The organism is Pseudomonas tremae, assembly GCF_001401155.1.
Classification (GTDB): Bacteria; Pseudomonadota; Gammaproteobacteria; order Pseudomonadales; family Pseudomonadaceae; genus Aquipseudomonas; species Aquipseudomonas tremae.
In genome coordinates, this window is sequence record NZ_LJRO01000200.1 from 56,409 (window position 1) to 80,065 (window position 23,657).

24 protein-coding genes and 3 pseudogenes are annotated in these 23,657 nt (G+C 58.7%); 9 read left to right on the plus strand and 18 right to left on the minus strand.

Going from position 1 to position 23,657, the window contains the following annotated elements; translation table 11 throughout:
* Positions 1 to 24 precede the first annotated feature (24 nt).
* Positions 25 to 1,743, plus strand: coding sequence for a ubiquinone-dependent pyruvate dehydrogenase (poxB, locus tag ALO43_RS14310; protein WP_005893252.1), 1,719 nt, complete (start codon positions 25 to 27; stop codon positions 1,741 to 1,743).
* On the opposite strand, the gene ALO43_RS14315 is transcribed toward poxB, so the two are convergent.
* Positions 1,740 to 2,162 (minus strand): GFA family protein, encoded by a 423-nt coding sequence (locus tag ALO43_RS14315; RefSeq protein ID WP_053481386.1) that lies wholly within the window; start codon positions 2,160 to 2,162, stop codon positions 1,740 to 1,742. The two genes, poxB and ALO43_RS14315, sit on opposite strands and share 4 nt — an antisense overlap.
* Positions 2,163 to 2,437: 275 nt before the next feature.
* Here ALO43_RS14315 and ALO43_RS32115 point away from each other — a divergent pair.
* The 5 genes and pseudogenes from ALO43_RS32115 to ALO43_RS14335 all read left to right on the plus strand — a co-directional run.
* Positions 2,438 to 3,208 (plus strand): annotated as a pseudogene (locus tag ALO43_RS32115) (nitrate- and nitrite sensing domain-containing protein); the annotation flags it as partial.
* Between the two features lie 537 nt (positions 3,209 to 3,745).
* Positions 3,746 to 4,375 carry a methyl-accepting chemotaxis protein gene (locus tag ALO43_RS32120; RefSeq protein ID WP_371906713.1) on the plus strand — a complete coding sequence of 210 codons (630 nt, stop codon included), beginning with the start codon at positions 3,746 to 3,748 and terminating at the stop codon, positions 4,373 to 4,375.
* Between the two features lie 569 nt (positions 4,376 to 4,944).
* Positions 4,945 to 5,262: a hypothetical protein gene (locus ALO43_RS14325; protein WP_024689893.1), complete on the plus strand. Its 318-nt coding sequence runs from the start codon at positions 4,945 to 4,947 to the stop codon at positions 5,260 to 5,262.
* Between the two features lie 214 nt (positions 5,263 to 5,476).
* On the plus strand, positions 5,477 to 5,995 hold the full coding sequence (locus tag ALO43_RS14330; protein WP_005893244.1) for a chalcone isomerase family protein: 519 nt from the start codon (positions 5,477 to 5,479) through the stop codon (positions 5,993 to 5,995).
* A 17-nt stretch (positions 5,996 to 6,012) separates the two neighbouring features.
* Complete coding sequence (locus tag ALO43_RS14335) at positions 6,013 to 6,546, plus strand: DUF3833 domain-containing protein (RefSeq protein ID WP_024669115.1); 534 nt, start codon at positions 6,013 to 6,015, stop codon at positions 6,544 to 6,546.
* 41 nt (positions 6,547 to 6,587) lie between these two features.
* Here ALO43_RS14335 and moaA read toward each other — a convergent pair whose 3' ends face one another.
* The 9 genes from moaA to ALO43_RS14380 all read right to left on the minus strand — a co-directional run bounded on the left by moaA (position 6,588) and on the right by ALO43_RS14380 (position 15,944).
* Complete coding sequence (gene moaA, locus ALO43_RS14340) at positions 6,588 to 7,586, minus strand: GTP 3',8-cyclase MoaA (protein ID WP_024689894.1); 999 nt, start codon at positions 7,584 to 7,586, stop codon at positions 6,588 to 6,590.
* Between the two features lie 261 nt (positions 7,587 to 7,847).
* Entirely contained in the window at positions 7,848 to 9,197 is a 1,350-nt protein-coding gene (locus ALO43_RS14345) for a cation:proton antiporter (protein ID WP_053932279.1), read from the minus strand.
* Between the two features lie 149 nt (positions 9,198 to 9,346).
* Complete coding sequence (locus ALO43_RS14350) at positions 9,347 to 10,399, minus strand: ABC transporter substrate-binding protein (protein ID WP_054997699.1); 1,053 nt, start codon at positions 10,397 to 10,399, stop codon at positions 9,347 to 9,349.
* Positions 10,396 to 11,571 carry an NAD(P)/FAD-dependent oxidoreductase gene (locus tag ALO43_RS14355; protein WP_053932280.1) on the minus strand — a complete coding sequence of 392 codons (1,176 nt, stop codon included), beginning with the start codon at positions 11,569 to 11,571 and terminating at the stop codon, positions 10,396 to 10,398. Before ALO43_RS14355 ends, ALO43_RS14350 begins: the two co-directional genes overlap by 4 nt.
* Entirely contained in the window at positions 11,568 to 12,944 is a 1,377-nt protein-coding gene (locus ALO43_RS14360) for an FAD/NAD(P)-dependent oxidoreductase (protein ID WP_054997700.1), read from the minus strand. Before ALO43_RS14360 ends, ALO43_RS14355 begins: the two co-directional genes overlap by 4 nt.
* The gene (locus ALO43_RS14365) at positions 12,941 to 13,231 is read right to left on the minus strand and encodes a (2Fe-2S)-binding protein (protein ID WP_054997701.1); all 291 of its coding nucleotides are present in this window, start codon (positions 13,229 to 13,231) and stop codon (positions 12,941 to 12,943) included. Before ALO43_RS14365 ends, ALO43_RS14360 begins: the two co-directional genes overlap by 4 nt.
* A gap of 17 nt (positions 13,232 to 13,248) precedes the next feature.
* A complete protein-coding gene (locus ALO43_RS14370; protein ID WP_053932282.1) occupies positions 13,249 to 14,043 on the minus strand; it encodes an ABC transporter permease in 795 nt (264 codons plus the stop codon).
* A gap of 3 nt (positions 14,044 to 14,046) precedes the next feature.
* Positions 14,047 to 14,919, minus strand: coding sequence for an ABC transporter permease (locus tag ALO43_RS14375; protein WP_054997702.1), 873 nt, complete (start codon positions 14,917 to 14,919; stop codon positions 14,047 to 14,049).
* Entirely contained in the window at positions 14,916 to 15,944 is a 1,029-nt protein-coding gene (locus ALO43_RS14380; RefSeq protein ID WP_024669123.1) for an ABC transporter ATP-binding protein, read from the minus strand. The genes ALO43_RS14375 and ALO43_RS14380 overlap by 4 nt, the downstream gene beginning before the upstream one ends.
* A 241-nt stretch (positions 15,945 to 16,185) precedes the next feature.
* Here ALO43_RS14380 and ALO43_RS14385 point away from each other — a divergent pair, with 241 nt between their 5' ends.
* Complete coding sequence (locus tag ALO43_RS14385) at positions 16,186 to 17,025, plus strand: IclR family transcriptional regulator (RefSeq protein WP_053481393.1); 840 nt, start codon at positions 16,186 to 16,188, stop codon at positions 17,023 to 17,025.
* Between the two features lie 30 nt (positions 17,026 to 17,055).
* Here ALO43_RS14385 and ALO43_RS14390 read toward each other — a convergent pair whose 3' ends face one another.
* From ALO43_RS14390 to ALO43_RS14410, 5 genes are all read right to left on the minus strand, one after another.
* Positions 17,056 to 18,018, minus strand: coding sequence for a class I SAM-dependent methyltransferase (locus ALO43_RS14390; protein WP_054997703.1), 963 nt, complete (start codon positions 18,016 to 18,018; stop codon positions 17,056 to 17,058).
* A gap of 65 nt (positions 18,019 to 18,083) precedes the next feature.
* The gene (locus ALO43_RS14395; protein ID WP_024669126.1) at positions 18,084 to 18,788 is read right to left on the minus strand and encodes a YoaK family protein; all 705 of its coding nucleotides are present in this window, start codon (positions 18,786 to 18,788) and stop codon (positions 18,084 to 18,086) included.
* Positions 18,789 to 18,839: 51 nt separating this feature from the next.
* Complete coding sequence (locus ALO43_RS14400; RefSeq protein WP_005893216.1) at positions 18,840 to 19,067, minus strand: hypothetical protein; 228 nt, start codon at positions 19,065 to 19,067, stop codon at positions 18,840 to 18,842.
* A gap of 132 nt (positions 19,068 to 19,199) precedes the next feature.
* Positions 19,200 to 19,541 (minus strand): FKBP-type peptidyl-prolyl cis-trans isomerase, encoded by a 342-nt coding sequence (locus tag ALO43_RS14405; protein ID WP_024669127.1) that lies wholly within the window; start codon positions 19,539 to 19,541, stop codon positions 19,200 to 19,202.
* A 125-nt stretch (positions 19,542 to 19,666) separates the two neighbouring features.
* The gene (locus tag ALO43_RS14410) at positions 19,667 to 19,948 is read right to left on the minus strand and encodes a hypothetical protein (RefSeq protein ID WP_005893212.1); all 282 of its coding nucleotides are present in this window, start codon (positions 19,946 to 19,948) and stop codon (positions 19,667 to 19,669) included.
* 16 nt (positions 19,949 to 19,964) lie between these two features.
* Here ALO43_RS14410 and ALO43_RS14415 point away from each other — a divergent pair, with 16 nt between their 5' ends.
* Positions 19,965 to 20,126, plus strand: a complete 162-nt coding sequence (locus ALO43_RS14415) for a hypothetical protein (RefSeq protein WP_155516065.1) — start codon at positions 19,965 to 19,967, stop codon at positions 20,124 to 20,126.
* Positions 20,127 to 20,595: 469 nt separating this feature from the next.
* The gene (locus ALO43_RS14420) at positions 20,596 to 22,164 is read left to right on the plus strand and encodes a TerC family protein (RefSeq protein ID WP_054997704.1); all 1,569 of its coding nucleotides are present in this window, start codon (positions 20,596 to 20,598) and stop codon (positions 22,162 to 22,164) included.
* Positions 22,165 to 22,225: 61 nt separating this feature from the next.
* Here the strand turns inward: ALO43_RS14420 and ALO43_RS14425 are convergent, their stop codons facing one another.
* The 3 genes and pseudogenes from ALO43_RS14425 to ALO43_RS31480 form a co-directional block, all read right to left on the minus strand.
* Positions 22,226 to 22,801, minus strand: a complete 576-nt coding sequence (locus tag ALO43_RS14425; protein ID WP_054997705.1) for a GNAT family N-acetyltransferase — start codon at positions 22,799 to 22,801, stop codon at positions 22,226 to 22,228.
* Positions 22,802 to 22,856: 55 nt separating this feature from the next.
* Positions 22,857 to 23,285: pseudogene (locus ALO43_RS14430) on the minus strand (permease); the annotation flags it as partial.
* 43 nt (positions 23,286 to 23,328) lie between these two features.
* A pseudogene (locus tag ALO43_RS31480) lies at positions 23,329 to 23,657 on the minus strand (hypothetical protein); the annotation flags it as partial.

A 23,657-nucleotide genomic window follows, 5' to 3' on the forward strand; every position in this document is an offset into this window, starting at 1 on the left:
TATTGCCTCGACAAGGAACCCCTTATGTCCAAGACCATTGCCGATCATTTTGCGCAAACCCTCGCAGCGGCAGGCGTTTCCCACATATGGGGGGTGTCCGGTGACAGCCTCAACGGCTTGACCGATAGCCTGGAACGCATCGACTCGATTCGCTGGATGCACACCCGCCATGAAGAAGTGGCTGCCTTCGCTGCAGGCGCTCAAGCGGCGTCCAGCGGTAAGCTGGCGGTTTGCGCGGGCAGCTGCGGACCTGGCAACCTGCATTTGATCAATGGCCTGTATGACTGCCATCGCAACCGGGTCCCGGTGCTGGCAATTGCCGCGCATATTCCTTCCCCTGAGATAGGCCTGGACTACTTTCAGGAAACCCACCCGCAGGAGCTGTTCAAGGAGTGCAGCCACTTCGTCGAACTGGTCAGCAACCCCGAGCAGTTTCCGCGTGTGCTGGAACGTGCCATGCGTGCGGCCATCAGCCAGAAGGGCGTGGCAGTCATCGTGTTGCCCGGCGACGTGGCGCTCAGCGAGGCTCCGGATGTTGCGGTGAAATGGGTCGCCCCTACGCCGCCGACGGTCGTGCCGGCGGACAACGACTTGCAGTCTATGGCCGAAATGCTCAACGCCTCCAAGGCTGTGACTTTGCTGTGCGGAGCTGGTTGTGAAGGTGCTCACGAGCAGGTCCTCGCCCTGGCCGACAAGCTGGGCGCACCGATCGTCCATGCCCTGCGCGGCAAGCAGCACGTCGAGTACGACAACCCGTTCGATGTCGGCATGACCGGCCTGATCGGATTCAGCTCCGGCTATCACGCCATGCTGTCCTGCGACACGCTGGTGATTCTCGGCAGCAGCTTGCCTTATCGCAACTTCTATCCGGACAAGGCCGACATCATTCAGATCGACCTTGACCCGACCCAGTTGGGCCGCCGCACCCCAGTGACCCTGGGGCTGGTCGGTGGTGTTCGCGAAACTCTGGACGCGTTGCTGCCCAAGCTTACTCCCCACGCTGACCGACGCTTCCTGGACAAGGCTCTGAAGCATTATGCCAAGGCGCGTGAGGAGCTGGACGAACTCGCCACGCCGACACCGGATGGCACGCCGATTCACCCGCAGTACCTTACCCGACTCGTCGACGAGCATGCCGATGCCGACGCCATCTTCACCGTCGACGTGGGGACGCCGACGCTGTGGGCTGCGCGCTACCTGCACATGAACGGCAAACGCAGCCTGCTCGGCTCGTTCAACCACGGCTCGATGGCCAATGCGCTGCCTCAGGCACTGGGTGCCAAGGCCGAACATCCGGACCGGCAGGTCGTCGCCCTGTGTGGTGACGGTGGTTTGTCGATGTTGCTGGGTGATCTGCTGAGCATTCGGCAGTTGAACCTGCCGATCAAACTGGTGGTGTTCAACAACAGTTCACTGGGCTTCGTCGACATGGAAATGAAGGCCGGCGGTTACGTGCCGCATGGCACTGACCTGCACGAAACCAACTTTGCCGGTATCGCCCTGGGCGCTGGCATTCTTGGCCTGCGAGTAGAAAATGCCGAAGAACTGCCCGCAGCGTTGCGCAAGGCCTTTGATCACCCCGGCCCGGTGCTGATCGACGTCGTCACCGCCAAACAGGAGTTGGGCATCCCGCCGAAAATCAAACTGGCGCAGGCCAAGGGCTTCAGTCTGTATATGATGCGCGCGATCATGAGCGGACGAGGCAGCGAAGTGCTGGAGCTGGCCAAGACCAACCTGCGCTAATCGCACTCGGGCGCTACATCGGCTGAGCGGTCAGATGGATGATTGACCCCGTCGCTGGTTTTCACCTGGCCCAGATCGAAAGGGTTCACACCTTCCAGGCAGGCGACGTTATAACCGTATTCATTGGGGTTGGAACGTCGCTGATGGTGGGTGTAGATCCCGCATCTTCCGCAAAAATAATGCTCGGCGGTGCGTGTGTTGAATTGATACAGCTTCAACACACTCTGCCCATGAATCACCCGAACGCCGTCTTTCGCCACAGTGGCCACCACAGCACCTCTGCGCCTGCACAGCGAGCAATCACAACGTCGCGGGTCAACAACGCCGTCCGGTAAATCGAGCTCCAGCATGATCGCGCCGCAATGGCACGAGGCGCGGTGGACAGGTTTGATGTCGGTAGGGCCGACTTTCTTGATCATGTCTTTTCCTCTTGTTTGATATTAAATCGCGCAGTCGTTACTCATTTCATGTTCTCGCAATGGCGTGCTTTAAAATTAAAGCAGACCGGCAGGTAAAGCTTGCTAAATCACGGCCGAAACAAATGGATGGAGGCAGGACAGGCTACGGCAGGCTAATTATCGAATCATCTCTGGTTATAAAAACGTCAGTGCTTATAAAGCGTTGGGCCACAGTGATTTTTATAGAAAGTTTGCGAGTCACGAGGTCTGTAATGCTTAGAAATGCTCCTTTGAGTATGAAACTGCTGCTTATTCTAATCTTCCCACTGCTGGGTTTTCTGGCCTTTGCAGGTCTCTACGTCGCTGACAAAAGCGAGACGCTGGGTGACAACAGTCGCGCGGTTACTGCGACCAGCGTTGCCCGTACGCTGAGTGATGTGGTTACCACATTGCAGCGCGAACGCGGCGCCAGTGGCGTATTCCTGGGCAGCGGCGGCAAAACCATGCAGGACAAGCTGCGAAGCCTTCGTCAGGAAACCGACAAGGCCATGGTCGAAATGCGCGCGCAATCTACTGAAGGCCTTTCCGGAACGGAGAACGTGTCGCGTGCGCTGGATGACGTCATCGCACTGCGCCTGAAAGTCGATGCGCTGGCGATCAACAATACCGAGTCCGGTGCGCGCTTCACCGACATCATCAAAGTCTTGATCGGCTTTACTTACTCTCTCGAAGCCACGATTGAAGACCCGCAAATACTGCGTGCCCTGAGCTCCCTCAACCAATTCGTTGACATGAAAGAGCGCGCAGGTCGTGAACGTGTATTGCTGGGCCTGGCGTTCAACCAGAACCGTTTCGACGCGGCACTGTTATCACGCTTCAGTCGCAACCTGGGCGAGTTCTCCGGTTATTACGAAGCCTTTCAGCGTTGGTCCCCTGAAGTGTTCAAAACCAAATTGAACGCTGTTTTGCAGCAACCTGCTTCGCTGGAAGTCGCGCGTCTGCAGCGTCTGGGTTTTGATACGCCATTGGGCGACCCACTCAATGTAAAACCGGAAGACTGGTTCAACCTTGCAACGTCGCGTATCGACATGATGGCTCAGGTGGAAACCGAGTTGGGACAGACCGTCGTAAGCCTGGCCTCTGATGCGCGCAACGAGGCGGAGCGCAGCCTGTATGTGGCCATCGGGACGGTGGTCATGATGCTGATAGTCGTGCTCTGGCTGGCGTCGGTGATCATCCGCAACATCAAGATTGCAGTGGTGGACGTGAACCGCACGCTGGTTGCGCTCTCCACCCGCGACCTGACCGCAAGAACGCGTTATACCGGCAAAGACGAGTTTGGCGAGATCTCACGCAACCTGGACAACATGGCGCAACAGATCAGCGACGTCATTCGCGAGATCGGCAGCGCCACAGCGCAGGTTGCCACGGCGGCCGAACAGTCTTCGGCCGTCGCGCTGCAGACCAGCCAGAACGTGGCACAGCAACGTCAGGGCACTGATCAGGTGGCCACTGCTATCAGCCAGATGAGCTCGACGGTCAAGGACGTTGCACGCAGCACCACCGATGCGTCGGAAATGTCGCAACGGGTCAATGCCAGCACGATGCAGGGCAAGGCCGAAATCGAAAACACCATCAGCCTGATTCAAGGACTGTCGCTTCAGGCGCAGCAAACTTCGCAGATCATCGGCGAGCTCAAGGGCGAGAGCAACTCTATCTCCTCGGTCCTCGATGTGATCCGTGGCGTCGCCGACCAGACCAACCTGCTGGCGCTCAACGCGGCCATTGAGGCTGCACGTGCAGGCGAGCAAGGTCGCGGCTTTGCGGTAGTTGCGGACGAAGTGCGCAACCTGGCCAAGAAGACCCAAGACTCTACCGTCAGCATCCAGCAGATGATCGCCAACCTGCAATCGGGTTCCGAACGTGCCGCCGCTTCAATGCAGGAGACTCTGGGCAAAGCGCAGGAGGGCGCCAGCAACGTGGTGCGCGCCGGAGAGCTGCTGGAAGAAATTGCCGAAGGCATCGCCAGCATCAGCGACCGCAATATCCAGGTGGCCTCGGCCGCCGAGGAGCAAAGCCTGGTTGCCGAAGAAATCCATCGCAATGTCCACGACATCAACGCGCTGGTAATCCAGGTCAGCGCCGGTGCCGAGCAGACAGCCGTCACCAGCCGCGAACTGGCTCGATTGGCCGAGCAGCAACAAGGGTTGGTGGGGCGCTTCAAGGTGAGCTGATCACCAGGCGTCATGCATCTGTACAAAGGCCTGGAAGCGAAAGCTTTCAGGCCTTTTTGTTATTCGAATTCTGTATCCGTCTGTGACCACTCAGTCAGGATTCTGCGTAACTGCACATCCCTCATACAGTTATGTAGTGCTTTAAAATAATCACTACATAATCGTTGACGCATCTCCTTTGCCCTTGCATCATGCAGCTGTCTCCCTGATCGGGAGCGCTGCAAATAGGTACTGAACGGGCTCGGCAAACCGTCGAGATGTTCCTGGATGTAGGCTGCCCACAAGGCAGATTGATGGAGCTGAACTGGCATTGTCGTCGATAATGGCGAGAAGCTGGCGAAATGTCCTCATGATGTCTGTAACGGATCGATTGATGATCCTGGGCCGGATCTTTGGGTTTCGTGACTTCTTTTCTCTGCGCTGATGCTGTTGTGTAGCGGCTTTTCATCAGGGCTACCTGCATGTCCTTTAGGGCTGGAATCGTGTTCGACGAGTTTCGTCGATGAACGTCCGGCGCATGAACTTGATGCATCAACTATCGAACAGTCTGCGAGCGAAGGAGCGTCACCATGAATATCAACAATCAACCGACTATCGATGAGCTGGCTCGTCTGTTTGCCGCGCGCAAAGATACGCTGGACAACCACATCGTCTGGATCGCCGATTCAGGTGAAGTGCATGTCGACCCTATGTCGCCGTTCACGCAGGAAAGCGAGTTTCGCGATGCGCACCCGCACATGCGCACGGCACTGAAGATGTTCCGCCGCGGTCAGGGTTATGTCGGCAAGAAAGCCGCAGCTGACCGCACTTTTATGGAAAACACATTGCAGGCACTGAAAAGTGAATGGCAGAAGACCCGGCGGCACGCTCATTCTCAGGTGGCGTGATTTAAAGATGCTTTAAGTCTTGAGCCCTGAAGCCTGTTCCCGATCCTGATCGGGAGCAGGCTTTTTGGTTTTAAGTACCGAGAAGAACAATTGCCTTATCGGTTGTACAAAGTGATTTTGCTGGTATAGATTCCGGCAATGAGTCAGTGCATCTGACTTGTCTCATTCCCAGCCTGCCATCGAAGTTATGGCAGTGCCTATACAGAGGTTGCCGATGCGTGCACCACGGTGGTTATGGCTGGTTATCCTGCTCAGCGCAAACGCTTCGGCGGACTGGCATGAGGCATTGCCCAATGCTCAAGTGGTAGGCGGCGGTGACCTCAGTCTGTTCGGCTTTCGTATCTATACCGCCAGGCTTTTGAGCCCCTCCAAACCTTTTGTGGCAGATGCTCCACTGGCCCTTGAACTCACCTACCATCGCGCCATTGATCGCGAAGATCTGGTTGATGCCAGCATCGATGAAATAAAGCGCATTTCCGGGCCGACGGTGACTGCCGGGCAACTGAGCGAGTGGCGCGAGCAAATGAATCAATCATTTGTCGACGTTCAGCCGGGCATGAAGATTACAGGCGTCTATCTGCCTGGGCGCGAGGCGCGTTTCTATGTCGGCGACAAGCTCCAGCATGTCGTGCCGGACGGCCAGTTTGCCAAGGCGTTCTTTTCCATCTGGCTTGACCCGAAAACCCGTAATCCCGAGCTTCGGGAACAGCTACTGGGCAGCAAAGGTTCATGATCGATTCTGGAGGGCTCATGCTCAGAAAATGGATGTTGATGGTTTGCCTCGGTCTTGGGCTGGGCGGTTGCGGCGGTGTGCCAGTCAGTCACTACAGCCAGGAGGCGCCCAAACTTGATTTGCGCGAGTACTTCACTGGGCGTGTCGAAGCCTGGGGGATGTTTCAGAAACGCTCAGGTGAAGTCGCCAAGCGCTTTACCGTCGTGATCAATGGCCACAGCGAGGGAGAAGTGCTGGTCATGCACGAAGCGTTCAGTTACAGCGACGGCACCAAACAAGTACGGGAATGGCGCTTGCGTCCCGACGGTCCGGGCCGCTGGAAGGGCACCGCAGGCGACGTGGTCGGTGAGGCGTCCGGCGAAGTGGCAGGCAACAGCTTTCACTGGAATTACGTGCTCAGACTGCCGGTGGACGGCACTGAATATGACGTCAGTCTGGATGACTGGATGTACCTTATCGATGAGCGGACGCTGGCTAACCGATCGTCGATGACCAAGCTGGGCGTCGAGGTCGGGCAGATCACGTTGTTCTTTCGCAAGCCCGAGAAGTAAGCAACGCCTTGCCGCAAGGCGTTGTGTGACCTGAACTGCGATCAACCGCCAGTCATGTTCATGAAGCGCACTACCTGGACGCCATCGTCGTGAGTGAAGTTGTGGCTCCAGGGCTTCAACTGCATGGCGTCGATGATGGCTTTCTCAAGTTTTTGCGGCTGACCGGGGTTGGCGCGCAGCACTGACTTCAAGTCCGCCGAGTGTTCATTGCCCAGGCACAGCAGCAAGCGGCCCTCTACGGTAAGCCGCACACGATTGCAGGTGCCGCAGAAGTTGTGGCTGTGCGGAGAAATGAAACCAATACGAATGTTTGGCGCTTCGGCCAAGCGCCAGTAGCGCGAAGGCCCCTGAGTCGAATCGGTGGAGGGCACCAGCGTATAACGCTCGGCAATGCGCTCGCGGACCTGATCACTGGAGTAAAAGGATTCGGCGCGACTGTGCTCGCTGATGACACCCAGGGGCATTTCTTCAATGAACGAAATATCGAGGTTGCGATCAATGGCGAACGCCACCAGATCATTGATCTCGTCGTCGTTGCGCCCGTGCATTACCACGCAGTTGAGCTTGGTGTGTACAAAACCGGCGGCGTTGGCAGCGTCGATCCCGGCAATGACCTTGTACAGATCCCCGGTACGGGTCAGTTCGCGAAAACGTTGCGGGTCCAGGCTGTCCAGGCTGATGTTCAAGCGCGTGACGCCAGCCTTGAACAGTGGCTCGGCGAGTTTATCCAGCTGCGAGCCGTTGGTGGTCATGCACAGTTCGCGAAGGCCGGGCAGGGCGGCAATACGCTCACAAAGCCCAACCACGCCTGCGCGCACCAAAGGCTCACCACCGGTAAGACGGATTTTCCGGGTGCCCAGTGCGACGAAGCGCTCAGCTACCTGAAGTATTTCTTCCAGTGACAGAATCTGTTGTCGCGGCAGAAACGTCATCTCTTCGGCCATGCAGTACACGCAGCGGAAATCGCACCGGTCGGTGACCGACATGCGCAGATAATCGACTTTGCGTGCAAAGCGGTCCATCAAAACCGGTTCTGACATTTCACCTTCTAACTGTTTGATAGAACTGTATTCCGTTTGGAGGCCAGCGACTTACAGGGGTTCAGGTCTTTTGCAGACTGAGTGCTGTGTGGCGCTGGGGTACAGGCTGGCAGAGTGCCTCGATCAGTCTTCATAGTAGCTAGTGAGGACAGGGTTGCACAGGCTGGATGTGTGTCACGCTAACCGAGACGAAATGCCGCAGTCCAATTGCTTGTTCCGATACGCCCATCGACCTGCTCTATTACCGCTGCCAGGGTTGCCTCATGTGTCAGGATTGGCCGAAGCGCTACGCTCGTAACGCTCCAGCAACGGCTGGATGCTGATGCCATGCAGCAAGATACTCAAGGCCACCACTGAAAGCGTCATGCCGATCACAACATCCCCGACATCGTCCGCCAAGCCATGGGAAAGGGCAAAGCACAGGTAGTAAAGACTGCCGATGCCGCGAATGCCGAACCAGCCGACCAGTGCCTTCTGTTTCCGGTTGAGCAGACGTCGACTGATCAGCAGCCAGACACTGACCGGGCGGATGACGCAGAACAACGCCAGCCCCAGGCCACTGGCGCGCCAGTCCCAATAAGTGGCCAGCGCAGCGCCCAGCAAGGTGATCAGCAGTACCTCCATTGCGCGCTCCACCAGACTGCCGAACGCCAGCATATCGCCCATCATCACGCCGGCGGCCAATTGTGAATCGCTCAGGTCATCGGATTCGGCCACGGTGCCTTTTTCCAGTGATGCTGTCATGTGCCCGAGCACCGGCTGTGCCACGTGCTCTGAGGGTAGTTCCGAGCGGGTGACGCGCACTTCGGCCTGACGCAAGCCAAAGCCTGCGGCGAATACCGAGAGAAAACCAAAGGCTCCTACGCTTTGGGCAACTACATAAGCCAGCGCAATAAGCGCCAGGGCCAGGAAGTCGTTGGGGGAGGTGGTGCTGTCGGCATTCTTGATGCGCAGGAAAATCATCAGGTGGCCAACCCCTCGTCCCATGCCATAACCGATCAGAAGGCCAGCGGGTACTGCCCAGATCAGGTCCTTGATCAGCCAGTCCTGTACCCAGTTGGCCATCCCTCCGCCGGAAGTCAGATAGAGCAGCGCAAAAATAACGAATGGGAACGCGGTACCGTCGTTTAGCCCTGCCTCGCCCGACAAGCCGAAACGCAGGCGATCCTGATCTTGCGCACTGTTGACCTGCACCATCCCCGCCAGTACCGGGTCGGTGGGTGAAAGCATGGCGCCGAGCAATAAGGATATGGTCCAGTCGATACCGAAGATGTAATGAGCGGCAACACTTACCCCGGCGATCGTCGCCAGCATCACCGGCCCGGCCAGCCAATAAGCCGAGTGCCAGGCTTTGCCCTTTAACGGCAAGCGCAGCTTGATACCGGTACCGAATAGTGAAAACAGCACGGCCACTTCGGTCAGGCGCTCAAGCCATTCATGCGACGCCTTGAAGTCGAGATCGACAATATCGAGGCCCATCGGGCCGATGCTGAAACCGAACGCCAGACAGACTGCCGACGTTGTCACCGGCATCCAGCGCAAAAAGGAAGAGGTCAGTGCCAACAGCATCAATAAAACGCCGAGCACGCCCATGCAGACCAGAAAACTCATAGAGAAAGAACCACCGTTGAATGCGCCTTGAGAAGAGGGCGTAACGGTGGGACTGCCCTATGCGGTAATAAGTTGAAATAATTTGCCGAGCGGTTTGAAAACACTGCCGCTGGCCGCCAATGCGGGCATCCAGCGTGCAGGTGGTCGCGCTAGCGCTCGATACTACGGCTCCAGCGGGCGTTCCACTCGGGACGTATCTGATTGACCTGATCCCAGTCGATGGTCACAGCGGTTTCGAGGTATTTGTTCATGGCTTCGACCTGGCCTCGAGTCTTGTCGGTGGTGGGGGGCTTGGGGTTCGACGGGATCTGGTCACCGAACTCCAGTGCCGGCGCCTGAGCCTCGGGGGTGAGCAGATACGCTGCCAGTTTCTGCGCCAGTTCCGGCTGGTTGTTGTTGGCGATGGCACATTCGGCCACATTCAGCACGACGTCGCCTTCCTTGGGCGATGCGTACTCCACTGGCACGCCTTTGATCTTCAACGCGGTGACCTGAGTCGGGGTCAATGGAAACAGTGCGGCTTCATCGGTCTGCACCATTTCTGAGATTTTCGCCGAGCTGGCAATATATTCCAGCACGTTCGGGCCGACTGTTTTCGGCCACGCCTTGAAGCCAGGCTCGACGTCTTTTTCACTGCCGCCCTGAATGCGGTTGAACATCAGAAAACCATGCAGCCCGAAGGTCGAGGAAGCCAGCGACTGGAACACGACCTTGTCCTTGAAGCGTTTGTCGGCCAGATCCATCCACGAGGTCGGCGCACTCCAGCCGTTTTCCTTGAACATGCGTGTGTTGTAGGCCAGGCCTGTCACGCCCAGGCTGACTGCCGCGGCCTGATCCTTGATTTTTGCCTTGGCTGGCAGGTCGGCGAGGCTGGCGCTCGGCTGCAAGGTGTCGCACAGACCCATGGAAATGGCTCGGTACATGATGCCGTCGTCAAGGAAGATCACGTGCATCTGCGGGTTGTCCTTGCTGGCCTGCACCTTGGCGAGGATATCGGCTGAGGTACCCGGCACGATCACGACCTTGACGTTATTGGCCTTCTCGAACGCGGGCAGTACCTGATCGGCATACAGTCGCTCCATGGTGCCGCCGTTCATGCCCAGATACAGCGTCGTCTCAGCCTGCGCAGGCATGGAAAACAGTGAGACGGCCAAGGTCAGGCTCGACAGACCGCTGAGGGCAAGATGTTTGATACATTTCATAGTGACGACCTTCCTCTGTGCAATGGGATGACGTTCGTAACGGGTTCACGTTGAAGGGGGGATTGCTGAAAGCGGGCTATTGAAAAGGCCTCAAGCGAGATAGCCGAAGAGCCTTCGCAGACCCATTCGGCCAGTGCTTCGCCGGCTGCGGGGCCGATCTGAAAACCGGCTCCGGCAAAACCGAACCCGTGCAAAAGGCCAGGCTGAGTCAGGCTCGGCCCCAGCACAGGCTCGCGATCCGGCAGGTAGCCCTCGGTGCCGCTCCAGGTGCGAATGGCCTGGGCGCCGGCGAGTGGCGGGTAGAGTTCGACGGCGTCACGCAGAATGTCCAGCAGCGCAGCCTGGCCCGGTCTGGCGCGTGCAGGGTCAAGGGCGAAGCCCTGCCCACCGCCCAGCACGCAGTTACCGCGGGCTACTTGCCGGGCATAGATACCACCGCCCTCGACGCCTGTGCTGACGTCCATGAACATCGGCAGCGGCTCGGTCACCAGCATCGCCGGATGCCCTGAGTACATCGGCACAGGTTCGTTGAATTGCGCCGCCAGTTGTCCGGCCCAGGCGCCGGCGCAGTTAAGCAGCCAGGCAGCCCGCAGTGTCAGTCCATTGGCTGTTTTGACCGTGAAAGCACTGCTGGCATGGCTGACGTCAACCACTGTCGCCTGCTCGAACACCTGCGCGCCGGCCTGACGCGCGGCGCGGGCAAACGCGGGCGATACCAGGCGCGGGTTGGCGTGGCCGTCCTCGGCACACAGCGACGCACCGACCGCCACGTCTCCCGCCCAGGGGTATCGCGCACGCAGTTGCTCGCGGTCGAGCAGTTGCAGGTCCAGGCCAAACCCTTGGCTGGCCTCGGCATAGGCACGCAAGGCATTCATGTCCTGTTCGCTGCGGGCCAGTTTGAGATGGCCAGAACGCTGGTATTCGCCGTCGGTGCCGATCAGGTCACCCAGGCTGCCCCAGATCTGGTGCGCTCGTTGTGACAGAGGCAATTGTGACAGCGGGCGACCTTGCCGCCTGACACCGCCATAGTTGACGCCACTGGAATGCGAGCCACAGAAATCGCGCTCCAGCAAAGCGACGCGCTGGCCTTTGCGAGCCAGCGCCAGAGCTGCTGACGCACCGACAATGCCGCCGCCGATGATAATCACGTCGGTTTCAATCAGTGTGCTCATGGCTGCGGCTCCACGATCAGGGTCTTTACGCCGAACGGCAGCGGCTTAATGGGCGCCTGGCCGCGCAGGCGACCGACCTGATCCACCGGGCGTCCGCTTTCGTGGGCGATCAGTTCGGCCGCCGCCAGCCCGCACATGCGGCCCTGGCAACGGCCCATACCGATCCGGCACATGGCCTTGACTCGATTGATCTCCCAATGGCCGTCCTGCACGGTGCTGCGGATAACTCCTGCGGTGACCTCTTCGCAGCGACAGATCAGTGTTTCATCCGGGACGTTCGCGGCCCATTGCTTCGGGAACGGAAACGCTGTTTCCAGTCCTTGGCGAAAGCGTTCGATGTGCTGCAGGGCGGCCTGCAAATCACTCATCCGCAAGGCGTTCACGCTGACTCCGCTGTCTTGCAACAGGGCAAGTGCGGCAAGCTCTCCGGCCATCTCTGCGGCGTCTGCGCCCATGATTCCTGCGCCATCGCCTGCCAGGTACACGGTTGATACGCTGCTGCGCCCACAGTCATCGCGGGTGGGCAGCCAGGCGCGGTTCAATGGGCTCCAGGCGAACTCGCAGCCCAGCAGGTCCGCCAGCTGGGTTTCGCTGCGCAGCGCGTGTGCGAACGCCACTGCATCACAACTCAACTGGCCGGATCGGCCATTGCGCTCCCAATGGACACCGCTCACGCGCTGCTCACCGTCGATGCGCGTGAGGTGCGCAGCTTGATGCATCGGGATGCCCCGTGCGGTCAGCCAAGCCCGGTAATAAAGCCCCTTGGCGAGCGTCGCTGGCTGGCCGAGCAATGCCGGCAGTGCCTTGCACTGGGCCGAGAAGGGCGCACTATCCAGCACCGCTACGACGTTTGCACCCGCCTTCGCGTACTGATAGGCCACCAGGTACAGCAGCGGTCCGCTGCCACAGAAAACCACCCGCTCGCCAATGGCGCAGCCCTGATATTTAAGGGCAACCTGCGCGGCGCCCAGGCTGTAGACGCCGGGCAGTGTCCAGCCGGGTACGGGCAGCACCCGGTCGGTGGCCCCGGTGGCGACGATCAGTCGGGTGAAGTCGAGAGTTGATGCCGAGCCGTCCTGCAAAGTGTCGAGCCGATTGTCTTCGGCGTTCCAGACCAGCGTCCGTGGTCGGTAGTCGATCTGCGCTGCCAGTGCATCGAGCGTCTGATGGACAGCAAGCGCTTTGCCGCTCTCGAAGCCGTAAAGCGCTTTGGCCGAGCGCTTGAAATTTTCCGGCTGGCGACGATAGATCTGACCGCCGCCGCGCAGGCTTTCATCGATCAGGCAGGCTTTTATGCCGTGGGCCAGAAGGGTCTGCGCGGCGCGAATGCCTGCCGGGCCGGCACCGATAATGGCAATCTTGTGATTGCTCACAGGCGCCGCCCCGGTTCGCGAATCACTGCATGGCCGGCCTCCAGTAACGTCGAGCAGGCGCGCACTCGCTGGCCATCACCCAGCCTGACCCAGCAATCCTGACAGGCCCCCATCATGCAGAATCCGGCGCGCGGCTCAGCGCTGAAATCGCTGCCGCGCAGGTGCTCGCTGGTGGTCAGGATCGCCGTCAACAGCGTATCGCCTAACAGACCGCTGGCGGGTTGGCCATCGAGCGTGAAAGAGAGTGCCGGGCGGTCGCGTTCGACCAGTCTTTTCAGCAGTGCCATGACGTCAGAGCTCCGGATTAATGTTTGCCGACCAGCACGCGATCCAGTCCATAGACCCGATCGAGCAGGATCATGGTGGCCGCAGTCAGGGCGATGACCAGTGCCGACACGGCGGCCATCATCGGATCGATGGATTCAGTGGCGTACACGTACATGCGCACCGGCAGGGTCTGGGTGGCGGGCGAGGTGACGAAGATCGACAGCGTGACCTCATCGAAGCTGTTGATGAATGCCAGCAGCCAGCCGCCCGCTACGCCGGGCAGGATCATCGGCAGGGTGATCTGCCGAAACAGTGTGAAACGACCTGCGCCCAATGACTCGGCGGCGTGTTCGGCGCTGCGGTCGATGCCGATGGCCGCAGCCAGTACCAGGCGCAATACATAGGGCGTGATCACCAGCACATGGGCGAAGATCAGCCAGGTGAAACTGCCGTTCACGCCCATCAGGGCAAACAGGCGCAACATAGCCACACCCAGCACCAGATGCGGAATGATGATCGGCGACAGGAACAGCGCGTTGAAAAAATTGCGGCCCGGGAATGTGTGCCGGGTAATTGCCAGGGCGGCGGGCACCGCGATCAGTGTTGCCAGGGTTGCCGACACGAACGCCAGAATCACGCTGTTGTAGAACGAGTCAATGAAGTCTGCGCGTTCGAACACTGCCTTGAACCAGCGCAGCGAAAAATTGGTAGTAGGCAGGCTCAGCGTGTTTTCCGGAGTAAATGCGACCATGCATACCACGACCAGCGGGGCCATCATGAAGATCACTACCAGTGCATGAAATGACAGGGACAAAGGACCGTTCTTGGACATGGATCATTCCCCCAGAGTTTTTTTGTAACGGCCTTCGATCATGCGGTTCCACGACAGCATCACCAGCAGATTGACCAGCAGCAGCGCCACGGCCAGAGTCGCGCCCATCGGCCAGTTCAGCTCCGAAAGGTATTGGTCGTAAATCACTGTGGCGACCATCTTCAGGCGCCGTCCGCCGAGCAGTCCGGGAATGGCGAATGAGCTGGCGGCCAGGCCGAACACAATCAGCGAGCCGGACAGCACACCGGGCATGACTTGCGGCAGGACGATCAGGCGCATCACTTTCGCCTGACTGGCGCCCAGCGACAGCGCGGCCTGCTCGGCGGTGGGGTCCAGCTTCTGCAGCGAAGTCCAGACCGGAATGATCATGAACGGCAACATCACATGCCCCAGCGCGATGATCACCGCGAAAGGGGTGTACAGCAGCTTCACCGGGCGACCGCCCATGAACTGGATGGCCTGATTGATCAAGCCGTCGGCTCCCAGCAGCAGGCTCCAGCCAAAGGCCCGCACCACTACTGAAATCAGCAATGGCGTGAGGATCAGAATCAGGAAAATCGAGCGCCACGGCGTGCCCATGCGGCTCAGAATGTAGGCTTCCGGCACGCCGATCAGTACGCACAACAGGGTTACCAGTGCACTGATCCAGAAGGTGCGCAGGAAGATTTCATAGAAGTACGAATCGGTGACTACGGCCACATAGTTGTCCAAGGTGTAGCTGTCGCTTTTCACCCCCACCTGATAGTCGAACACGTTGAACGACAGCAGCAGGGTGAGACCCAGCGGCAGCACCAGCAAGCCGATGTACAGCGCCAGTGCAGGCGCCGACAGCCAGTAACCGCGACCGCCCTGACGCATCTCGGTCATCAGGCTCATGCGCGCACCTCATCGGCGTCCAGTACGCGCAGCAACTCGGTTGGCCAGTCCATACCGACTGTAGCGCCTTCCTCCAGCGGGGCCTGGCCGTCATTGCGGCGGACCACGGTGATCTCGCCAATGTCGGTCTGGAGGCGATACAGCCACTGGCTGCCGAGGAAGTAGCGCGTGACGATTCGCCCTGAAAGACGACCACTGCCTGATGCAACCAGGTCAATTTTCTCGGGACGCAAGCTCAGGGTCAGCGCACCGTCGCCAGGCAGCAGGCGAATCTGTGGGCAGCCGCTGCTGTCCAGGTCGCCAGGCAGCATATTGGCCTTGCCCACAAAGCCCGAAATGAAGCGCGTGCGAGGGTGTTCGTACAGCTTGTACGGCTCGTCGATCTGGGTAATGCGTCCGGCCTGCATGACCACCACCCGATCACTGATCGACAGGGCTTCTGCCTGATCGTGAGTCACCATCAGCGTGGTAATGCCCACTTCGTTCTGAATACGGCGGATTTCGAACTGCATTTCTTCGCGCAGGTTGGCGTCCAGGTTGGACAACGGCTCGTCGAGCAGCAGCACCGGCGGCTCGATCACCAGCGCCCTGGCGAGCGCAACCCGCTGCCGCTGGCCGCCGGACAGTTCACGTGGATAGCGCTCCGCGTGCTGATCGAGACGCACCAGTTGCAGCACCTTGCTGACCCGCGTCTGGAGGTCTGCTTCAGGCACCTTGCGCATACGCAGGCCGAACGCCACGTTGTTGGCCACTGTCATGTGCGGGAACAGCGCGTAGCTCTGGAATACCACGCCCAGGCCACGGCTGCTGGGTTTGGCGTGGGTTATGTCGCGGCCGTCGAGCACGATGCGTCCGTCACTCACTTCAACGAAGCCGGCGATCATTTGCAGGGTGGTGGTTTTGCCGCACCCGGAAGGGCCGAGCAACGAGACGAACTCGCCCTTGTCCACCGCCAGGTGAGTGGCAACCACGGCGTCTATGGAACCGTAACGTTTGGAGAGACCTTCCAGCTGCAGAAATGCCATGCCTGCTTCCACCTTTATGCGTGCGTGCCGTGGCACGCGTTTGTCATGGGCAGATGCGAAATGAAGTCATGCAATTCTGTGGACGTTGGCGCTCGCTCTGAGTCGGCTACCGATGATTGTTCAAATCGCCCCTGTGGACTGAGAGTAGGGCGAAGGCTAGGATGCGCTCAACAAGGAATTTCACTGAATAACATATTTATTCGGATTAATTCATCAGGTGGAAAATAAGCGAGATATTTTCATGAATAATTCCACTGATAGGAATAGCGTGCTTGCAGAAGTCGGTGTGGGCGCTGTTTCACGACTGTTTGCCGTACTGCGTTGCCTGGGTGACTGTGACGAAGGCGGCGAGCGGGTCACCCAACTGGCCAAGCGCGTCGGGCTGTCACAGCCCACCACCCATCGCTTGTTGCGCAGCCTGATGGATGAGGGCATGGTCGAGCAGGACCTGCTCAGCAAGCGCTACCGTTTGAGCATCGAGTTCTTTGCGCTGGCGGCGCGTGCTGGCAATACAGGCAACCTGCGCGATGTTGTGCGGCCGAGCCTGTTGCGTCTGTCGGCATCGTTGGGAGACTCGTTGTTCCTGCTCGCGCGCAGTGGTTTTGATGCGATCTGCCTGGACCGCAGCGAAGGCCCATACCCGATTCGCACCTTTACCGGCGACATTGGCGGTCGTGTCGCACTGGGTGTGGGGCAGGGCAGCCTGGCCATTCTTGCGTTTCTGCCAGAAGACGAGCGAGAAACGGTAATTGCCTACAACCTGCCACGACTCAAAGACTTCCACTTGTACGACGAAGTGTTTCTGCGCTCTGAGGTCGACAACGTACGGCGTCTCGGCTATGCGGGCCGCAACACCGGCGCGCTGCCGGGCATGGCGGGGCTGGCGGTGCCGATTCTAGACCGCAGCGGACGCGCGGTGGCGGCACTCAGCGTGGCGACGATCAGCGACCGTTTAGGACCTGACCGCCTTTCGACTGTGGTAGAGCTGCTCAAGCGCGAAGCGACGGCGATCAGTGCGAAGATCAACCCGTTCGACCCGTCGCTGCGCCGGCCGAGTCAGGTATTCGGGCAGGCGGAATAAGCTGCAGACCGGGAAGCGCTTCAGTAACCGTTACGCCCATCCTGTCCGGCTCAAGCCTTCAGCTTTGAATACCAGAGCTTTGAGCCCGCCATCGACGCGGTCGTCCGGGAACTCCGGAGGGTTCTCCAGGCGCTCCTGAAAGCGCAGGCAGGGGGCTTCGACCGCCGTGTGTTCGATCAGAAATTCCGGGCCTGTCGCAGGGTCGTTCATGCAGGCAAGTACCAAACCGTCTTCTTCCAGCAATTCCGGCAAGCGACGCAATACCCGCTGGTAGTCCTTGTCGAGCATGAAGCTGCCTTTCTGAAAGGAAGGCGGGTCGATGATGATCAGGTCGTAAGGCCCCGAGCGCGTCACCTTGGCCCATGACTTGAACAGGTCATGCCCCAGAAACGTCACTCGGCTCAGATCGTGATCGTTAAGCCGATGGTTCTCGCGCCCGCGATTCAGTGCCGCGCGCGCCATGTCCAGATTCACCACGTGGTCCGCACCACCGGCGAGGGCGGCGACCGAAAAGCCGCAGGTGTAGGCGAACAGGTTCAGGATGCGCTTGCCCTTGGCCTGGGCCCGCACCCAGTCCCGCCCGTAGCGCATGTCCAGAAACAGGCCGCTATTCTGCTTTTTGCCGAAATCGACCTTGTAGCGCAAGCCATTCTCAGTGATCACCCATTCGTCCACCACATCGCCAGTCAGCCATTGTGTGGTGCTCTGCGGCAGATAGCGGTGCTGCAGCAACAGGGTGTGAGCCTGGCTTTGCTGCCACTGAAGTGTGTCGATCAGCCCGGTCAGCACGTGCGTGAGTGCTTCCAGCTCGCCCGGTTGCGGCTCCTTGAACACGCAGACCAGCACCATGCCCTGCATCCAGTCCACGGTGATGTGCTCCAGCCCCGGCCACACGCGGCCACGTCCGTGGAACAGGCGGCGGGTTTCATCGGGAACGTCGCTCAGGGCGTTGAGCAGGTGCTGTTGCAGGATGCTTAATGCTTCAGGGGTCATGACAGCGGTCGGTTATGAAAGGCGCCGTATGGTAAACGTATTTCAGCGAATGGGAATCTCGGCATTCAGCGGGGCATGTATCGGCGCTGCCAGCGGTGGGGGATGCTCAATGACACCAGCCCCAGTAGCGCGGACAGGCTGCCACTGACGAGCAAGGCATCAAGACCGAGACGCTGTTCAAGGATTGCGCCGATCACCGCGCCGATGAACATGCCGGCCCAGGGTATTAACTGAATGCGCCAGCCATCCCGGCGCTCCCCGAGCATCCAGCGGCCCAGACCGCGACCGAAGCGTGACAGTGCGCCTGTTACGTAGGTCAGCCCGACCGGTAGCCCGTTGACTTGCTCGACAGCGGCGTTAAGCATGCCCATCGCCAGAATTGCCCAGACCAGGGCCAGGATGTTGCTTTCCAGTGGCCAGGCGGCGGCAGCACACAACAGCGTGGCGATACTCAACAACAAAGGCAGCGCGCGCCGACCCCCCAGTCGCGCAACAACGACACCCAGCGCATTGCCAACGATGAAGGTGAAGATCGCGAGGCTTAGACGTGCTGTCACGTTCAGGTCGCCGTCACTGATAGCGACTGCGAGGCGTGTGGTGTTGCCGCTCATGAACGAGACAAAATCGCCGGTCGCCATGAAGCCGATGGCATCGGTCATACCCGCCAGCACCGAAAGGCTGGCAGCCAGCGTCATGCCGACCCGGCCACGCCATTTCTGCATGTGCAGGTGCCTTGAACTGGCGCTGACGTTGGCGGGCGATGGCAGCATCAAAGAACCTCTGTACCGGCGCAAATGTTGCTGGCGGACGCCTTCAGCTGCTTATAGCGGCTTGGCGCGTACGATTCTTTTCGCCCTCACTTCATCAGCGTAAGCCTTGAGCTGATCAGCGTCGCTGTAAAGTCGATTGACCATCTGCAGAATGGCCGTGACATCGACATCTTTCATTTGCGAAGCGAGCTTGAGGATTTCTTCTGCCGTACTTTCGAGATTCGTTGCGGTGCCTTTCAAGTGCTTTTTCAGCTCTTGAGTCGACTTATTGAGCGCCATACGTGTTCCTGTGGGAAAACCTGAATTCCATGCCCGGAGCATGGCTTTTTCCGCGATAACAAGCAATCGGGCTTATGCGTAGTCAATGATATCGGCGTCGTTTCAGTAAGGTTAAGCCCTCAGGACAGGTAATCAATCGTCGCGGGTCAGCACTTCCAGTAGCTCTATCTCGAAAGTCAGGTCGGAACCGGGTGGTAAGTGCGCGCCCATAACTCTGTCGCCGTAGGCGAGATGCGCTGGCACAAACAATTTACGCTTTCCGCCCACCTTCATGCCCTTCAGGCCCAGGTCCCAACCCTTGATGACGCGCCCTGTGCCAATCACGCACTGGAATGGCTTGCCGCGCTGATGCGAAGAGTCGAACACCGTGCCGTCGTTCAGGGTTCCGGTGTAATGAGTGGTGATCAGCGCGCCTTTGACCACTTCCTTGCCGTCGCCGAGTTGCAGGTCGGTTACCTGTAAGTCATTGCTCATTGCTGGTTATCCAGTGAGTGTTTGTCTCGGGGTGGCGTTCTCGCAGAAATTGCAGTCTGTGGCAAGCCACCAGAACGAAAACGGGGAAGCATTTGCTTCCCCGTCCGGATGTCACACTGGGCTGCTCAGAGGTTCTGCGAACTGACGATCATGGCCTGAGCGATGTTTTCTTTCTGCGCTTGGGTGAAGCCGTCCCAGATGTTGGTCTTGGCGTAGTAACCGAGGCCTGCCAGGCAGTACAGGCTCAGGGTCAGAACAATGGCAATCGAAACAAAGGTCCAGCGGCCTTCATCGTCGTTCTCCCGCGTGAAGCTACGAGAGTAGTTGTCTTCTGCGCTACGGAACAGCAGGGCGGAAGACAGGCGTTTGAACCACTGGAACAGATGAACGACAACTATACGCAGCATGGGGATATCACCTCAAATGTTGAAAAAACGGCTTGCTGTGATGCCGGAAGCGGCACCGGATGCAAAAGCTGAAAACGAAAAAAGCCCGTCTATGACGGGCTTTCTTTTTATGATTCTGATCAGGCGAGCAGTGAATGGCGAGGTTGGACAATTCGCAAAAGACACAGCGTCTGCCTGACGCTATGGAAACATTTTAAAACAAATGGCCTGCACCATCTACCCGTGAGCAGCCGTTGTCAGACAACTGGTCGTGCCTGGAGGTGTGACAAAACGTCGCTCTGGGCCTTTATGTCGGTCTCCAGGCAGGTACTGAATGGTCAAGTCTTGTAATACTTCTCCAGCGTACGAAACATCTGTGTGTATTGTACGATCAGCGCCCGTATTGATTTTCAGGACTGTATGAATACCCTTCAGGAGCCTCCGAGTTGTCCTCCTTTCATTGCTCATGGTTGGCCGGTGATTTCCTTCTTACCGAGCAGGCCGCCCCATCCCGATACTGAGTTATCCAGCCTTCTGAACTGTTTTGATTCCGGCAGGGCCTCGCGTCCTGACGCTGCAAAGCTGTGTCTGAAAGTTCGCGATCACGTCTGGTCTACAGTAACCAACGCCACTCTCTGTCATTTTTCTCGTGAGGCTGCATAACTACCATGGAATGGATCGCTGATCCCACGGCATGGCTTGGCCTGCTGACGCTTATCGTGCTTGAACTGGTGCTGGGTATCGACAACCTGGTGTTCATCGCCATCCTTGCCGATAAACTGCCCCCTGAACAACGCGACAAGGCGCGCGTCATTGGTCTTTCTCTGGCGTTGATCATGCGCCTCGGCCTGCTGGCGAGCATCTCCTGGATGGTGACGCTGACCGAGCCGTTGTTCGAGGTCTTCGACAAAAGCTTCTCCGGGCGTGACCTGATCATGCTGTTTGGTGGCGTGTTCCTGTTGTTCAAGGCCACCATGGAACTGCACGAACGGTTGGAAGGCCACGTTGCCCTGCGCGCCGGTAACGCGGGCTACGCGTTGTTCTGGCCCATCGTGGCGCAGATCGTGGTGCTTGACGCCGTGTTCTCGCTGGATGCCGTGATCACCGCGGTCGGTATGGTCGAACACCTGTCGGTGATGATGATCGCTGTGATCTTCTCCATCGGCCTGATGATGATTGCCAGCAAACCCCTGACCAAATTCGTCAACAGTCGCCCGACGGTGATCATGCTGTGTCTGGGCTTCCTGATGATGATCGGCTTCAGCCTGACTGCCGAAGGCCTGGGTTTCCATATTCCCAAAGGCTATCTGTACGCGGCGATCGGCTTCTCGATCCTCATCGAAGTGTTCAATCAGATCGCTCGCAAGCGCAGCAAGAAGTCTGCGCATGGTCACTTGCCACGTCGTGAGCGTGCCGCTCATGCGGTAATGCGTTTGCTGGGCGGCCGCAGGCTCGAGCCTGGCGATGTCGATGAGGAAATCACCGACATCCTTGAGGGCGAAAGCACCGAGCCGGTATTCGATCGGCGTGAGCGGGTCATGATCAGCGGCGTGCTGCAGCTGGCGGAGCGGCAGATTCGTACTGTGATGACGCCAAGGGCCGAGATCGACTACATCGACCTGAACGACGATGCCGAGAAGATTCGCCTGAATCTGATGCACTCTTCATACTCGCGACTGCCATTGATTGGCGAGGGCGGCATCGACGAGCCATTGGGTTTTGTACACAAGAAAGAACTGTTCAAGGAGTTGCTGGCCGGTAATCAGCCTGACCTGAAACTGGTGTCACGCAAGGCCATCAATCTGCTTGAAAGCTTCACCATCCTCAATGCACTGGAACAGATGCGCAAGGAGTCGACCCACATTGCGTTTGTGGTCAACGAGTTCGGTGACTTTATCGGCGTGCTCAGCATGACCGACATTCTGGAGTCCATTGCTGGCCAGTTGCCTGACGCCAGTGAAGTGGAAGGCCCGGACATCGTTGCGCAGGGTGAGGACTTCGTGGTCTCCGGTGCCTTGAACCTGAGCCTGATTCGCGAGCGGACCGGTTTTCAGGCCAAGGCGACCGACGACTATCAGACCCTGGCCGGGCTGGTAATGAGCTTGCTGGACCGTCTGCCCTCTACGGGTGACAGCCTGACCTGGCAGGGCTGGGACCTGAAAGTGGTGGGCGTGGAGGAGCGTCGAGTGACGCGGGTATTGCTGCAGAAGCAGCCCGAGGTGAGCGCTGGTAAATAAGCGCTAGCAGTACCGAAATGGGGCCGCCAGTTTGTTGTGCGAGCCCCGTTTTTATTTGTGCTTATTTTCGACGCGGGCGCGACACCACCGACTCGATATTCTTGCGACCTATCAGCTTGGGTTGCACCGGCTCTGCAGGCACTGGCGCTTCAGCCAGCCATTTGAACATCACCAGACAGTCCACCAACCCCAGGCGGGCGTGTCGATAAGCCTTGGGCAAACGCCCGACAGTCTCGAAACCCAGCTTGGCCCACAACGCCACGGCGACCTCATTGCAGGCAACCACCGAATTGAACTGCATCGCCAGAAAGCCGCTGTCCCGCGCGAGCTGTTGCGAGTGCTCGCACATCAACCGCGCTACACCCCGGCCTCTTGCTGCGTCCGCCACCATATAGCCGCAGTTGCAGACATGATTGCCCGGACCTGCCGCATTGGCCTTGAGGTAGTAGCTGCCCAGAAGCTGACCGTCTTCCTCGGCGATAAGCGTGTGCAGTGGCAGCTTCATCCATAGATCGCGTGCCTGATCCTGAGTGATTGCTGGGTCGAACGCGTAGGTTTCCTGAGTGACGACAACAGCCTGAAAGGTGGGCCAGAAGTTGTCGAAGTCTTCCGGGGTCATAGGGCGGATCTGGATCATGAGGGGCCTTGGCAAGTAGGGCTTGAATTCCGGGGTGTACGTTATCTGGAGCGCACTACCACTTCCAGGCTTTTTCGGTGAACTCGGCAGTGGAGGGGAGCACGGTGTGCAGAAAGCTGAGGTATTTGTTGAACAGTACCTCGTGCTGGAAGCGGGCCTCGAAGCCCAGCGTCACGTCGGTGCGGTGCGTGATGATCATCAGACGCTTGCGGTCGACGGTGACGTAGTTATATTCGCCCCATGACAGGCTTTGTTCGTGGTGAATGGAGTTTTCCCAATTTAGCAGTTTGACGGCTGCGACAAATGCAACGGCTACCGGACCGATCAGGAAAAGTATCGATCCGGTCAGGGCGGCGATGAGAACGAATACGAGGATGACGGCTATGGCGATGCCTTTGAATAAGGACGAGGCGAAGTCGGGGTAGTGGAGGTATTAATCCAGGTGGGTACAGTCGGTTTTTATTGTGTAGTTGTAGATGGTTTTTGGCGGACACCTAACGCAACGATGTATGTTGCCGCACCGGCAAAGCGCTGCCGGAACGGGTCTGAATTGACTTGCGCATGTCCAGGCTCTTGAACATGTCCGGCAGCAGCAGAAAATCTCCTGGAACGTTGCTACTGCTGATCTGTGCCTCTTCAAGGATGCACTGCTCAAAGTAGGCTTCAAGCTCGCTCAGGTACTGATGCGTTCGTAGCGTATTGTCGCGCACCGAGGCAGGCAGTTTATCCGTTTCACTCTCTGCGCCGCACAGGGTGGCGACGGTCTGGGCGATCTGGATCTTGTGTTCGTGTTCGCTTTGCCAATCCCGAAGCGCCGCCTGATCGGCTGCCAGCTACATGCCCAGATCGTTGAAAA